Origin of the sequence: Pseudomonas sp. B26(2017) (assembly GCF_002113045.1) — a bacterium.
GTDB lineage: Bacteria > Pseudomonadota > Gammaproteobacteria > Pseudomonadales > Pseudomonadaceae > Aquipseudomonas.
Window position 1 is genome coordinate 397436 of sequence record NZ_NEJJ01000003.1, and the last position, 14275, is coordinate 411710.

The 14275-nt window shown below is 61.5% G+C and carries 14 protein-coding genes; 5 read left to right on the plus strand and 9 right to left on the minus strand.

Annotated elements, in window-relative coordinates:
- Positions 1-163: 163 nt before the first annotated feature.
- Complete coding sequence (locus CAF79_RS07045; RefSeq protein WP_085697217.1) at positions 164-1483, plus strand: MFS transporter; 1320 nt, start codon at positions 164-166, stop codon at positions 1481-1483.
- A 129-nt stretch (positions 1484-1612) separates the two neighbouring features.
- Here the strand turns inward: CAF79_RS07045 and CAF79_RS07050 are convergent, their stop codons facing one another.
- A complete protein-coding gene (locus tag CAF79_RS07050; protein ID WP_085697218.1) occupies positions 1613-2368 on the minus strand; it encodes a hypothetical protein in 756 nt (251 codons plus the stop codon).
- 347 nt (positions 2369-2715) lie between these two features.
- Here CAF79_RS07050 and CAF79_RS07055 point away from each other — a divergent pair, with 347 nt between their 5' ends.
- A complete protein-coding gene (locus CAF79_RS07055) occupies positions 2716-3033 on the plus strand; it encodes a hypothetical protein (RefSeq protein ID WP_085697219.1) in 318 nt (105 codons plus the stop codon).
- A gap of 128 nt (positions 3034-3161) precedes the next feature.
- Positions 3162-3791 (plus strand): flavin reductase family protein, encoded by a 630-nt coding sequence (locus tag CAF79_RS07060; protein ID WP_011335689.1) that lies wholly within the window; start codon positions 3162-3164, stop codon positions 3789-3791.
- A gap of 4 nt (positions 3792-3795) precedes the next feature.
- Here the strand turns inward: CAF79_RS07060 and CAF79_RS07065 are convergent, their stop codons facing one another.
- Together CAF79_RS07065 and CAF79_RS07070 are read right to left on the minus strand one after the other, a co-directional pair.
- Positions 3796-4038 (minus strand): hypothetical protein, encoded by a 243-nt coding sequence (locus CAF79_RS07065; protein ID WP_007960172.1) that lies wholly within the window; start codon positions 4036-4038, stop codon positions 3796-3798.
- 43 nt (positions 4039-4081) lie between these two features.
- A complete protein-coding gene (locus CAF79_RS07070) occupies positions 4082-4435 on the minus strand; it encodes a putative quinol monooxygenase (protein ID WP_085697220.1) in 354 nt (117 codons plus the stop codon).
- A gap of 335 nt (positions 4436-4770) precedes the next feature.
- On the opposite strand from CAF79_RS07070, the gene CAF79_RS07075 reads away from it, so the two are divergent.
- Positions 4771-5712 (plus strand): AraC family transcriptional regulator, encoded by a 942-nt coding sequence (locus CAF79_RS07075; RefSeq protein WP_085697221.1) that lies wholly within the window; start codon positions 4771-4773, stop codon positions 5710-5712.
- A gap of 6 nt (positions 5713-5718) precedes the next feature.
- Here the strand turns inward: CAF79_RS07075 and CAF79_RS07080 are convergent, their stop codons facing one another.
- From CAF79_RS07080 to CAF79_RS07105, 6 genes are all read right to left on the minus strand, one after another.
- A complete protein-coding gene (locus CAF79_RS07080; protein ID WP_085697222.1) occupies positions 5719-6774 on the minus strand; it encodes an ABC transporter ATP-binding protein in 1056 nt (351 codons plus the stop codon).
- 17 nt (positions 6775-6791) lie between these two features.
- Complete coding sequence (locus tag CAF79_RS07085) at positions 6792-7640, minus strand: ABC transporter permease (protein WP_085697223.1); 849 nt, start codon at positions 7638-7640, stop codon at positions 6792-6794.
- Positions 7637-8545, minus strand: a complete 909-nt coding sequence (locus CAF79_RS07090) for an ABC transporter permease (protein ID WP_085697224.1) — start codon at positions 8543-8545, stop codon at positions 7637-7639. Before CAF79_RS07090 ends, CAF79_RS07085 begins: the two co-directional genes overlap by 4 nt.
- A gap of 192 nt (positions 8546-8737) precedes the next feature.
- Positions 8738-9841 carry an extracellular solute-binding protein gene (locus CAF79_RS07095; RefSeq protein ID WP_085697225.1) on the minus strand — a complete coding sequence of 368 codons (1104 nt, stop codon included), beginning with the start codon at positions 9839-9841 and terminating at the stop codon, positions 8738-8740.
- A gap of 217 nt (positions 9842-10058) precedes the next feature.
- Entirely contained in the window at positions 10059-11507 is a 1449-nt protein-coding gene (locus CAF79_RS07100; RefSeq protein WP_170929704.1) for an aldehyde dehydrogenase family protein, read from the minus strand.
- A complete protein-coding gene (locus CAF79_RS07105) occupies positions 11507-13144 on the minus strand; it encodes a 5-guanidino-2-oxopentanoate decarboxylase (RefSeq protein ID WP_085697227.1) in 1638 nt (545 codons plus the stop codon). Before CAF79_RS07105 ends, CAF79_RS07100 begins: the two co-directional genes overlap by 1 nt.
- Positions 13145-13283: 139 nt before the next feature.
- Here CAF79_RS07105 and CAF79_RS07110 point away from each other — a divergent pair, with 139 nt between their 5' ends.
- Complete coding sequence (locus tag CAF79_RS07110; protein WP_085697228.1) at positions 13284-14162, plus strand: LysR substrate-binding domain-containing protein; 879 nt, start codon at positions 13284-13286, stop codon at positions 14160-14162.
- Positions 14163-14275: the final 113 nt, after the last annotated feature.

The following is a 14275-nucleotide window of genomic DNA, read 5'->3' on the forward strand; positions in this document are numbered from 1 at the left end:
GGATTTCCGCTCATTCATTCCGGCTCATCGGCAAAATCCCGCTCAACCCATCTCCCCAACCCCTCTAAACCGGCCCTCTCCCCGTTGGCACAGCTCCTGCTATAGCCCTCGCAGGCTGCGTTTCTGCGCGCTCCACAAAAACAATTAAACGAAGGATCCTTCAATGGATAACTCCAACGCCCTGCCTCTTGGGTCGGCTGCCGTGCCGGCCAAAGAACGAACCACCGCCAGTCGCATCAAGTCGATCTTCAGCGGTTCCGTCGGCAACATGGTCGAGTGGTACGACTGGTACGTTTATGCCGCCTTCTCGCTGTACTTCGCCAAGACCTTCTTCCCCGCCGGTTCCACCACCGCCCAGTTGATGAACACCGCTGCGATCTTCGCCGTGGGCTTTCTGATGCGTCCGATCGGTGGCTGGCTGATGGGCCTGTACGCCGACAAGGTCGGCCGTAAAAAGGCACTGATGGCCTCGGTGTACCTGATGTGCTTTGGCTCGCTGCTGATCGCCCTCAGCCCGAACTACGAAACCATCGGCATCGGCGCGCCGATCCTGCTGGTATTCGCCCGTCTGCTGCAAGGCCTGTCGGTCGGCGGCGAGTACGGCACCTCGGCGACTTATCTGTCGGAGATGGCGACCAAGGAACGTCGCGGCTTCTTCTCCAGCTTCCAGTACGTGACCCTGATCTCCGGCCAGCTCATCGCGCTGGGCGTGTTGATCGTGCTGCAGCAGATGCTCACCACTGAGCAACTGTACGCGTGGGGCTGGCGCATCCCGTTCGCCATCGGCGCGCTGTGCGCAATCGTGGCGCTGTACCTGCGTCGTGGCATGGAAGAAACCGAATCCTTCGTGAAAAAAGAGAAATCCAAGGAAAGCGCCATGCGCACCTTGCTGCGTCATCCGAAGGAATTGCTGACCGTGGTCGGCCTGACCATGGGCGGTACGCTGGCGTTCTACACCTACACCACTTACATGCAGAAATACCTGGTGAACACCGTCGGCATGAGCATTTCCGACTCCACCACCATTTCCGCCGCCACGCTGTTCCTGTTCATGTGCCTGCAACCGATCATCGGCGGCCTGTCCGATAAAATCGGTCGTCGCCCGATCCTGATCGCCTTCGGCGTGCTGGGGACGATCTTCACCGTGCCGATCCTGATGACCCTGCACACCATCCAGACCTGGTGGGGCGCGTTCTTCCTGATCATGGCGGCGCTGATCATCGTCAGCGGCTACACCTCCATCAACGCCGTGGTGAAGGCCGAGCTGTTCCCGACCGAAATCCGCGCCCTGGGCGTCGGCCTGCCGTACGCACTGACCGTGTCGATCTTCGGCGGCACCGCCGAATACATCGCGCTGTGGTTCAAGAGCATCGGCATGGAAACCGGTTACTACTGGTATGTGACCGCGTGCATCGCGGTGTCCCTGCTGGTGTACATCACCATGAAAGACACCCAGAAACACTCGCGCATCGTCACTGACTGACCGGATTCATTCAGCCACTGCAACGGTGGCTGTTCTGGCCCCATCGCGAGCAAGCTCGCTCCCACATTGGATCGGCATACAACTGACCCTGTGGGAGCGAGCTTGCTCGCGATTGAAGTCACCTTGGTATCAGGTCAACTCGGCAACCGGCTGTTTGCCATAACGCTTCTGCGCATAAGACGCGCCCACGATCATCACCAGCAAAATCCCCGCCAGCACTGCCGACGAACCGATGGTGCCAAAGTCCAGCCCGCCCTTCTCATGGGACTTGGTCATCAAGTCGCCCAACGTCGCACCGAACGGCCGGGTCAGCACGAACGCCACCCAGAACAGCACGACGGTCGAAATCTTCGTGAAGTACTTGAGCAGCACCACCACAGCAATCGCCGAGCCGATCAGCAGCGCGCCACCGGCAAAGCCCAGGCCCGAGTCGTCCGCCAGGTAATCGCCGAGCGCGGTGCCCAGGGTGTTGGAGAACAGAATCGCCATCCAGTAGAACATCTCGCCGCGAAAGCTCTGCACCCTGGTGACGTTGAGCGAGTCGCCGCTCAGGCGCCATGCCGCGAAGATCGCCAGCAGAATCGCGATCAGGATCAGCGAACCGGTGGCGTAGCCCAGCTCCAGCGTGCGGTCCATGAAGTCCGACATGGTGGTGCCGGCGGTGCTGGTCGACAGGATCACGATCCAGTACAGCAACGGCTTGTAGGTCTTGGACATCAGCTGCGTGATCAGTGTCAGGACAAACACGCTGATCAGGATCAGCGAGCTGATGGCGTAGCCGACGTTAAGGGTCATCGACAGCAAATCCCCCGCGGTTTCCCCCAGGGTCGTCGCGCAGATTTTCATGACCCAGAAGGCCAGGGTGATTTGAGGCAGTTTGTTCATCGCGGGCAACGCTCCTGTGTGTGACGGCCGTTTTTGGCTTTATGGCCGTGGGCAGACTGGCGTTGCGCGGGTGAAAAACCGGTCGGGAATCCATGAAAAATCTGTCACACAGGCAAAAAGCGGCGATTAATCACCGGTTAATGCCCCCGCCGCATTCTGCACCTACCTGATCGATTAACCGCGCGACGCTCGCTACGAAGACGAAAGCGAATTGAATGCGTCGCCCTTAATATCAAATTAATCGATTGTTTTTAGCATTATTTTGCGCTTTTTAATCAATTTAGTTGGCGTAGCATGAATCCCATGCGAAACACATCGCCAACGAATAACGAATCTGGAGAACGACCATGAAAACCAAACTGATCCTCGCCCTGACCCTGTCCGTCCTGGCCGCCAACACCTTTGCCGCCGACGGTTCGGACAAAACCAAATCCGCCGACTTCATTTCCGGCGCCAGCGCTGCCATCGAAACCAGCCACACCGGCACCTACGCCGCTGACGGCTTCGACAAGACCAACGTCGGCAAAGCCGTTGCGGCTGATGGTTTTGACAAGACTGGCACTGCGTCCGCCATCGCTGCCGACGGTTTCGACAAAACCGGCACCGCCAACGCCATCGCTGCCGACGGTTTCGATAAAACCGGTACTGCTGCAGCTATCAGCTGATCGGCAGAATGCAGACACCAAAGCCCGGCCATTGCCGGGCTTGTTCATTTTCAAAGGTCGGCATTTGATCTTCGCGGACCGGACTTGCACTATTGGCCGCTTATAAAAGCCTTCAGGAACACCCCACCATGCCCGATGACATCCATTTCTATGAACCGGCCAACGGCCACGGCCTGCCACACGATCCGTTCAACGCCATCGTCGGCCCGCGCCCCATCGGCTGGATTTCTTCGCAGGATGCCGAGGGCCGGCTGAACCTGGCGCCCTACAGCTTTTTCAACGCGTTCAACTACATTCCGCCGATCATCGGCTTCTCCAGCGTCGGGCGCAAAGACAGCCTGAACAACATCGAGCAGACCGGTGAGTTCGTCTGGAACCTCGCCACCCGCCCGCTGGCCGAGCAGATGAACCAGAGCTGCGCGATGGTCGGGCCAGAGGTCAACGAGTTCGAACTGGCGGGGCTCACGCCGGTGGCGTCGAAGGTGATTGCCGTGCCGCGCGTGGCCGAAAGCCCGGTGTCCTTCGAATGCAAGGTCACCCAGATCATTCAGTTGCAGCGCGCCGACGGCGAGACCGTACCGAGCTGGCTGGTGCTGGGCGAAGTGGTCGCCGTGCACATCGCCAAATGGCTGTTGAAGGACGGGATCTACGACACCGCCGCCGCCGAACCGATACTGCGGGGCGGCGGACCGGCGGACTATTTCCAGCTGGGGCCGGAGGCGTTGTTCAAGATGTGGCGCCCGGGGGCGACGAAGTAAGCGCTTACCAGATCAGCTCGGCGTCGTCGGTGACGCCCTTGAGCTTGTCCAGTTCATTGATCGCGGCTTCATCGGCCGCGATGGCGCCGGGGAAAACCTGATCGTTCAGCAGTTTGTGAAAGCGCGGTGCACCGCCGTCGACCAGCGCCTTGACGGCGATTGCCGCGTGATAACCCTTGTTGCCGCCCAACTCGACGGGGACTACAGCGGAAACCGCTTCGAAGTGTTCGAACTCTTTACGTGCCATATCGCAGGTCCTGGCTCAGTCAGATAGGCCGGCCATTAAACATTCAACCGGCGAGTTTGTGTATCGGCGCAGCGCATTGGCCTACGGCCTGTGCGGCCGAGACTTCCTTGAACGTGTGGAAATCCAGGCTATTGACCACCAGGTCCTGCACCAGCTCGGCAAAGATTTCCATCGACGGGCTGCTGAAATAGGCGGTCATCGATTGCTGGTTGATCCAGAAACCGGAGACCAGCCACAACTCCGGATCACACTGCGAATGCTGCAAGGAAAAGCTCAGGCAACCGGCGGCGGCACGGGACGGCTCGATCAGCGCGCTCAGGCGCATGCCGAGTTCCGCCGAGCGCCCGGCGCGCGCTCGAACGAAGGCCATATGACTGACGGGAATCTGCTTGGACATGTTCAACCCTCCCAGGGAGTCGTGTGGCAGCCGGGGACGGGCTGCGACAGGATCAAAGGTTAAGGGTCGGGCATCGCTCGCCGTTAGTCGATTCCTGCCGTCGCGTTGCACGATCCTGCGAGACTGTCTTGCAGACCTGTAACAAGTCGTGAATTGTTGTCACTGTCCTGTCACACCGGTTTCGAGCAAGTTTTCCGGGCTTCGCCCCTTCATGTCCGGGCAGGCACGCAACGCCATGCAGGATCAGGCAAGCATTTCGCAGGATGTGTCTACCGCTCGCGCTTGCACAAACTTAAGCTCTGCTCCCATTCCATCCCTTGCCGAGGAGGCTGTGCATGACGTCGTTCGATCGTTTTCAGGCGCCGCGCGATGCCGATATGGAAGCCGACATGGAAAAGCAGCGCGCGGAACTGGCGGCCATCATTCGCCGCAACACGTCCGAAGATGGCAGTTATGCCACTGCCGTCGGTTCGCTGTTCATGTCGCGCCACACCCAATCCCATGACTTCGCTCCGGTGCTCGCGCAACCGGCGCTGTGCATCATGGCCCAGGGTCGCAAAGAGGTACGGCTGGCGGACGAGTTCTTCAATTACGACCCGTTGAATTACCTCGTGGTGTCGGTCTCGATGCCGTTGAGCGGTCGAGTCGTGAATGTCTCGCCCGAAGAGCCGATTCTCGCCGTACGCCTGGACATCGACCCGGCGGAAATCACCGCGCTGATCGCCGACGCCGGCCCGATGGGCGTGCCGACCCGTCCGACCGGGCGCGGTCTGTATGTGGAAAAGATCGACAGCGCAATGCTCGATGCGGTGCTGCGTCTGGCCCGTCTGCTCGACGCGCCGAAAGACATCGCCATGCTCGCACCGCTGATCCGCCGGGAAATTCTCTATCGCCTGTTGCGCAGTCCCCAAGGCCATCGGCTGTACGAAATCGCCATCGCCAACAGCCAGAGCCACCGCATCAGCCAGGCGATCAAATGGCTCAACGGCAACTTCGAACAGCCGCTGCGCATTGATGATCTGGCGAAGGAAGTGAACCTCAGCGTCTCGACCTTGCATCACCGCTTCAAGGCGATGACGGCGATGAGTCCGTTGCAGTATCAGAAGCAACTGCGCCTGCAAGAGGCGCGGCGCTTGATGCTGGCTGAGGGGCTGGAGGCGTCGGCGGCGGGGTATCGGGTGGGGTATGAAAGCCCTTCGCAGTTCAGCCGCGAGTACAGCCGCCTGTTCGGCGCGCCACCGTTGAGGGATCTGGCGCGCTTGCGGCTGACCGTCTGATCTGGATCAGGCGCCCAGCACCCGACACGCCTCACTCGGCAGCGTCACCGACACCGGATGCCCGATCCCCAGACCGATGCCCTGACACGGCGTGCTCAGCGCCGTGAAGGTCACCCCGGAACATTCCACCGTAGTCTCGATGGTCGCGCCGATGTCGCGCACGAACGTCACCTTGCCCAGCAGGCGATTGCCCGCCGTGGCCTGGGGCGCCGACAGTTGAAGATCTTCAGGGCGGATCAGCATTTTTACTTTCTGCCCGACCACGATGCTGCTGCAGATCGGCACTTGCAGGGCATCGCCGCCCGGCAGCACAACCTTGCCATCGCCCAGGGCCGTTGCCGGGAAGATATTGCCGGAGCCGATGAAGTCCGCGACGAATTCGTTGGCCGGATGCCGGTAGATTTCAATCGGCGTACCCACTTGCTGTACCCGATGCTCACCGAGGACTACCACGATGTCAGCTATGGTCATGGCCTCGCGCTGATCGTGGGTGACCATGATCGTGGTGATGTTCAGGCGTTGTTGCAGCTGGCGGATTTCCACCTGCATCGACTCGCGCAACTTGGCATCCAGCGCCGACAGCGGTTCGTCCAGCAGCAGGATTTTCGGGTGCGAGGCAATCGCCCGGGCAATCGCCACTCGCTGACGCTGACCGCCGGACAGTTTCGCTACCGGACGATCGATCATCGGTTGCAGCTGGATCAGCTCCAGCAATTGCACCACCCGCGCCTGTTGATCGGCCTTGCTCACGCCGCGCAGCTTCAGCGGATAGGCGATGTTCTCGCCCACGGTCATGTGCGGAAAAAGCGCCAGCGACTGAAACACCATGCCGAAGTTGCGCAGGTGCGCCGGCGTGTGGCCGATGTCCTCGCCGTCCAGGCGAATCTCGCCGCCGGTGAGGGTTTCCAGCCCGGCGATCATTCGCAGCAACGTGGTCTTGCCGCAACCCGACGGGCCGAGGAAACACACCAGTTTGCCCTCGGGCAAATGCAGGTTGACGTCTTTCACCGCGCAGGCCGAGCCGTAGTGTTTCTCGACGTTTTCCAGAATCAGACCAGACATAAAATCACCTCAAGAAATCAAAAGGACACGCCGCCTTCACCGACCAGCTTCTCCAACGCCCAGATCAGGACGAAGTCGATCAATACGATCAGCACGGCAAACGAGAACACGGTAGGGTCGAGCGATGACACGGTGCGGCTGTACATCCAGATCGGCACGGTCATGACGTCGATGGTGTAGAGGAAATAAGTCACGGTGAACTCGTTGAACGAGACGATGAACGCCAGCAGCATCCCCGCCAGAATCCCCGATTTCATCAACGGCACCACCACGTCGACGATGGCGCGCAGTGGCGAAGCGCCGAGCATCTGCGCGGCCTCTTCGACTTCGCTGCCGATGGAAAGCATGGCCGCCGTGCAGTTCTTCACCACGAACGGCAGCGCCAGAATCACGTGAGCAATTACCAGCCGCGATGTGGTCATGTGAAACGGCAGGCTGTCGAACACCAGCAGCAACGCCAGCCCAAGCACCACCATCGGGAACACCAGCGGCAGCGACATCAATTGCAGCGCCACGCCCTTGCCACGGAACTCGCAACGGGTCAGCGCGTAAGCCGCCGGCACCGCGATCAGCGTGGCGAAAATCATCGTCAGGCACGACACCAGCAAACTGGTGCCCATGGCCTGGCCGAGGCTCAGCACATCACTGGCGTCCGGCGACACAAACGTGTGCCACGCCGCCTTGTACCACTGCAGGCTGTAACTGCTTGGCGGGAAGTCGAGGTTCGACGCGCCGCTGAACGACATCACGATCATGGTCAGGATCGGCAACACGGCCAGGAACAAAATGATCCCGGAAAGGATGCCCGCAAACTTGCCGGTGTCGCCCGACAGCAGCGACTGACGCTTCTTGATCAGGGCACTCATTGCGAAGCCTCCAGCAGACGGCGACGGCGGCCGGTGATGTATTCGGACAAGGTCATGATGGCGAGCGTAGTGACGATCAGCACCACCCCGGCGGCGGAGGCGGCAGGCCAGTTCATCAGCGGAGCGATCTGGTCATGCACCATCACCGCCAGCATCGGCACGCGACGGCCACCCAGCAGAAGTGGCACCACAAAGCTGCTGGCGTTGTAGGCGAACACCAGCGTCGCGCCGGTGATGATTCCCGGCAGACTCATTGGCAACACCACCTGGCGGAACACTTGAAAGCGGCTGGCGCCGAGGGTCGCGGCGGCTTCTTCGTAGCTGCGTGCGACGCCGCGCATGGCGCTGGCAATCGGCAGCACGGCCAGCGGAAACGCAGTCTGCACCAGGCCCATCAACACGCCGTTCTGGTTGTACAGCAACATGATCGGGCGCTTGATCAGACCGAGGCCCATCAGGGTCTGGTTGAGCATGCCGCCGGGGCCGAGGATCACCAGCCAGCCGTAGCTTTGCAGCAGCAGGTTGACCAGCAACGGCAGCAGCACCGCCGCGAGGAAAATCCGTCGCACGAACGGCGAGGTCAGGCGCGCCATGGTGTACGCCACCGGGATCGCCAGGACCACGGCAATCACCGCGCTGATCAGCGCCAGACGCAAAGTCAGCAGCAACGATTTGAGGTAGTAGGGTTCGAGCAACTGCGCGTAACTGGCCAGGCTGAAACCGGACCACTCCGCGCCCTTGGTGCCGACGCTCATGCGCAGCACCAGCAGGCTGGCGGCAATCAGCACGCCGAGAAACAGCATCGACGGCGTGAGGAAAAACCACGCCCGCGCCGTCGGCGAAATACCGCGCGCCGGGCGCACGTCACCCGTGCCGACCGGTTGGGTCAGGGATTGATGTTCCATAGCAATGATCTCGTCAATGGAAAAACAACTGACAGACACTGCCTTCAAATTCACCGAGAAACCTGTGGGAGCGAGCTTGCTCGCGATAGCAATCTGTCAGTCGACACTGTCGGTGAATGTCAGTCCGCGATCGCGAGCAAGCTCGCTCCCACAGGTACTTCGGTGTTTGAAGAACCTGTGTCCATCACTCGATCAGGAAGAAAAGATTTCCGTGTAGCGACGAATCCACTGGTCATGCACGGTCGCCAGGAAAGCGTTGTCGTGCATGATCGCCTTCTCCGCAATCTGCTCCGGCGTGAGGATGAACGGGCTCTTGCGCGCTTCGGCGGAGATGATCGCCTTGGCGTTGACCGGGCCGTTGAAGATGTCTTCGGCCATCTTGCCCTGCACCAGCGGGTCGAGGGAGTGGTCGATGAAGGCATAGGCCAGATCGGTGTCGCCCGGACGGTTCTTCGGCATCACCGAGAGCATCAGGTCGGTATAGAAACCTTCCTTCATGCCGAACGTGGCGCCGAGGCCATAGTTCGGATCGCGGATCTGCTTGGGGAAGAACGCCGGGGCGTAGAGGCCGCCCATGTCCAGGGAGCCGGTGCGGAACAGCTCGGCGATCTGGTTGGGGTTTTCGCCCAGAGTCACCACGCGGTCTTTCAGCTCCGCGAGTTTCTTGAAGCCCGGTTCGATGTTGTGCTCGTCACCACCGGCCAGTTTGGCGGCGATGATGATCAGGTCCATGGCCTCGGTCCAGTTCGGCGGCGGCAGGAAAATGTTCGGCGCCAGATCGGCGTCCCACAGCGCGGCGTAACTGTCCGGCGCGGTGGTCTGGGTGCGAGTGCTGTAGACCAGACTGTTGCACCACAGCAGGTAACCGATGCCGTGACCGTTGGCCCCGGTACGGTATTTTTCCGGAACGTCGATCAGGTTGGGAATGCGGTTGAGATCGGGTTTTTCCAGCAGTCCGGCAGCGGCCAGACCTTCGGCGCCGACCCCGGCCAGAGTGATGATGTCGTACTGCGGACGATCACCGCCGGCCTTGAGTTTGGCGACCATTTCCGAGGTGCTGCCGGTACGGTCGGCAATCACTTTGGCGCCGGTCTTGGCTTCGAACGTTGCAGCGATGTTGCGCAGCGCGGCGAGGCCCGTGTCATCGGACCAGGTCAGCAGGCGCAGGGTCTTGCCGGCAAAGCGGGTGTCGCTGGCACTGGCCCGGATGAAGGGCATGCTCATGGCCGCCGCAGCCACCGAGGCCACGCCGACGGTTTTGATGAATTGACGCCTGTTCAGATCGTGCTCGCCCATTTAGGACTCCCATTATTCTTCTAAGTATGAGATTGATCGCAACCCTTGCATCTGCCTGACCGATGTTGCCCAAGCGCCCGGTTTCAAAGGGCTTGAGCGTGGTCTGCGGGTTCATCCTGAGGTCGTGCAAAACACCTGACTATCGATAAAAACTCATTGGAGCCATGACGCCGGCGCATGCCTCCTTGCGAGGCATGCGCTGACCTTTTTCGGGCATTCAGAGCGCGCGAATCACGTGCTTGATTTCCTGAAATGCCGCCAGACCCCACGGTCCCAACTCGCGACCGATGCTGCTCTGTTTGTAACCACCCCACGCGGTCTGCGGGAAGATCACCTGCGGCGCGTTGAGCCATACCAGCCCCGCCTGCAAGGCGTTGGCGACCCGATCCGCCGTCTCGGCATTGCGCGTGACGACACTGGCGACCAGACCGAACTGGCTATCGTTGGCCAAGGCAATCGCCTCGGCTTCCGAAGCGAAACTGCGCACGCAGATCACCGGGCCGAAGATCTCTTCACACCACAGCGCACTGTCGAGGGGCACTTCGGTGAAGATCGTCGGCTGCAAGAAATAGCCGCGCGGCAGATCGGCGGGGCGATTGCCGCCACAAATCAGCCTGGCCCCGGCACTCAGCCCACGGTCGATATGACCGAGCACCCGCTGGTACTGCGCCTGATTGACCAGCGCGCCCATCTCGACTTCAGGATCGAACGGATCGGCGACACGGATTTTTTCCGCGCGGGCCTTCAGACGAATCAGGAATTCGTCGGCCAGTTCATCGGCCACCAGCACCCGGCTGGTGGCCGAGCACATCTGCCCGGCGTTGAAGAAACCGCCGCCACAGGCCAGCTCCACCGCCAGGTCAAGGTCGGCATCTTCCAGAATCAGCAGCGAGGATTTGCCGCCCAGTTCCAGGCTCACACCCTTCACGGATTCAGCGGCGCGCTGCATCACTTGCACACCGACGGCGTTGCTGCCGGTGAAGGAAACCTTGGCGATGCGCGGATCCGCCGACAGCGGCGCGCCGACTGCCGGACCGGTGCCGCACACCAGGTTGAACACGCCTTTGGGCAGGCCGGATTCGGCGATGATGGTCGCCAGTTCCAGCTCCGGCAGCGGCGTGACTTCCGACGGCTTGAGCACCACGCAGCAACCGGCGGCCAGGGCCGGGGCGAGTTTCCACGCGGTGGTGACCATCGGGAAATTCCACGGCACGATCAGCCCGACCACACCGCACGGCTCGCGGCGCAGACGTGCACTGAAATCGTCGCTCGGCAGCGGCACGTCACTGTCGAGTCTGGCGTCGAGGCCTTCGGCGAGTTCGGCGTAGTACTCGAAAGTGGCGATCACGTCGTCGACATCGATTGCCGCTTCGAACTGCGGTTTGCCGTTGTTGCTCGACTGCAACTTCATCAAATGTTCGCGGCCGTTGCGCACGCCATCGGCGATGTTGCGCAGTATCGCGCCGCGCTCGGCGCCCGAGGTTTTCGACCAGTCCTTGAAGGCTTCAGTCGCCGCTGTCACCGCTTGATTGACGGCGCTTTCGTCACCGCCATTGACCGTGGTCAGCAACGCTTCGGTGGCCGGATTGATGACGCGCAGGTGTTCGCGGCCGGCGGACCATTGGCCGTTGATGTACAGGCCGTCGAGTGTCGTCGGGAAGATCATCATTGGGCCACCGCCTTCATCCATTGGGTCTGGTCGATTTCGATCAGGGTCGGGCCCTGCCGATCGCTGGCGGCGCGCAGTGCACCGCGCAGTTGTTCGGCCGAGCTGATCGCTTCTGCCGCGCAACCCAGGGCCTTGGCCACACCGATGAAGTCCGGGGTATAGATGTCCACGCCCACCGGCTCGATGGCGCGGTTGACCATGTATTTCTTGATCTCTTCGTAACCCTGGTTATTCCACAGCAGGATGATCACCGGCGTGCGCGCTTCCACGGCGCTGGCCAGTTCCGGCAGGGTGAATTGCAGACCGCCGTCGCCGATCAGACACACCACCGGCGGACGTGCGCCGTGTTCGAGGTTGCCGCCGAGCCACGCGCCAATCGCTGCCGGCAAGGCGTAACCAAGGGTGCCGTAGCCGGTGGACGAGTTGAACCAGCGGCGCGGGCGCTCCGGGTTGAAGGTGAGGTTACCGGTGTACACCGGTTGCGTGGAGTCGCCGACGAAAACTGCATTCGGCAGTTCGTGCAGCACGGTTTCGAGGAAGCGGGTCTGGGCCAGCGTCGGAGCGTCCCAGGTCGCTGCCAGGTCTTCACGCAGACGGGCGGCTCGAACCTGGCCCCAGTCGTTGCGGCGCTCGGCCAGCGGTTTGTGCGACAGCGCACTGAGCAGCGCTTGTGCGGCATTGCGCGAGTCGGCGACCAGCGCCACGTGGGGCGGGTAGTTGCGCACGGTCTGGTCGGGATCGATATCGACGCGCAGCAACTTGCCGGGAATTTCGAAGCCGCCGGCGAAGGTCACGTCATAGTCGGTTTCCGCCAGCTCGGTGCCGATTGCCAGCACCACGTCGGCATCGGCCACCAGGGCGCGGGTCGCTACCAGGCTCTGGGTCGAACCGATCAGCAGCGGATGACTGGACGGCAACATGCCTTTGGCGTTGATGGTCAGCGCCACGGGTGCGCCGAGCAGTTCGGCCAGTTCAGTGAGTTCGGCAGCCGCATCGATGGCGCCGCCACCGGCGAGGATCAGCGGACGCTGGGCGCCGGCCAGCAGTTCGGTCATGCGGTTCACGGCGGCCGGCGCAGCTCCGGCGCGGTCGATGTTGACCGGCACACTGGCCAGCAGTTCGTCGGCCTCTTCGACCAGCACGTCCAGTGGAATTTCGATGTGTACCGGACGCGGACGCCCGGCCTGGAACAGCGCAAACGCACGGGCCAGCACGCCCGGCAATTCGGACGCCGACATCAGGGTGTGGGAGAACGCCGCCACGCCGCCGACCAGTGCACTCTGGTTCGGCAGTTCATGCAACTTGCCGCGACCACCGCCTAGTTGACTGCGCGACTGCACGCTGGAGATCACCAGCATCGGAATCGAATCGGCGTACGCCTGGCCCATGGCGGTGGTGATGTTGGTCATGCCAGGACCTGTGATGATGAAGCACACACCCGGTTTGCCGCTGGTGCGGGCGTAGCCGTCGGCCATGAAGCCGGCGCCTTGTTCATGCCGGGGGGTGACGTGGTTGATGCTCGAACGGGCCAGCCCGCGATACAGCTCCACGGTATGTACACCGGGAATGCCGAACACCTGCTCGACCCCATAACCTTCGAGTAACTTGACCAGTACTTCGCCACACGTCGCCATGTCTTTGCCCTTCTTGTTCGTTGAGGCACCGGGCTTTAAAGGAACCGGTGATTGGCCTCATTGAAACGGGCGGCGTGTAGCCGCAACAATCGATAAAAGCTCATACTAGCCATGTCCTCACGTCATGGCTTGGATCCACATGAAACGACTGCCTCCCCTGCCCGCCCTGCACACGTTTCTGATCACCGCGCAGTGCTGCAACTTCACCCGGGCCGCCGAACAGTTGCACATCACCCAGGGTGCGGTGAGCCGGCAGATCGCCGGGCTGGAGGAACATCTGGGTTATGAGCTGTTCATTCGCCTGGCCCGGGGCCTGGAGCTGACGGCCGAAGGTCGCGAATGGCTGCCACGGGTGCAGCAGATCTTCAGCCTGATCGGCGACTCGGTGGAGCAGATCGGCGCCAAGCGCGAGACCCTGCAACTCAAGGCCCCGAGCTGCGTGATGCGCTGGTTGTTGCCACGGCTGTTGCAATGGCAGCGCGAACGCCCGGACGTGCCGGTGAAACTCACGGCGTCGTTGCAACACGGCGTGGACTTTCATCGCGAGCAGTTCGACGCGGCGGTGATCTACGGCACCGCGCCCCACGACTCACCCGCGACCCTGCATCTGTTCGATGAACAACTGACGCCGGTCTGTTCGCCGACGCTGCTCAACGGCGGTCCGGCCCTGCATACACCGGCAGACCTGCAACAACATCTGCTGCTGCACCCGACCCACACCGATGACGACTGGACACTCTGGCTCGAAGCCGCCGAACTGCAATTGAGCAACATCGCCAGCGGTCAGCATTTCGAAACGCTGGATCAGGCGATGTCGATGGCGTCCCACGGGACAGGGGTGGCGATCGGCGACTGGTCGTTGATCGGCGATGACTTGAACGCCGGGCGACTGGTGATGCCGTTCGATCTGAAGGTGAAGACGGGACTGGGCTATTACATCGTCGCGCCGGCGTCGGAGCCGTCGGCGAAATTGCAGGAATTGATGGGGTGGCTGGTGGAGCAGGCTCATACGCGGTGAACACCCCAATATCCTGTGGGAGATTCTATGGTTTAGGGGAAACCCTCAACTTGCTTTCGGCTGGTATTCGCTCTGCCCCTTTAGTAGTGCGAATACGACCCGAGCAAGTTTAC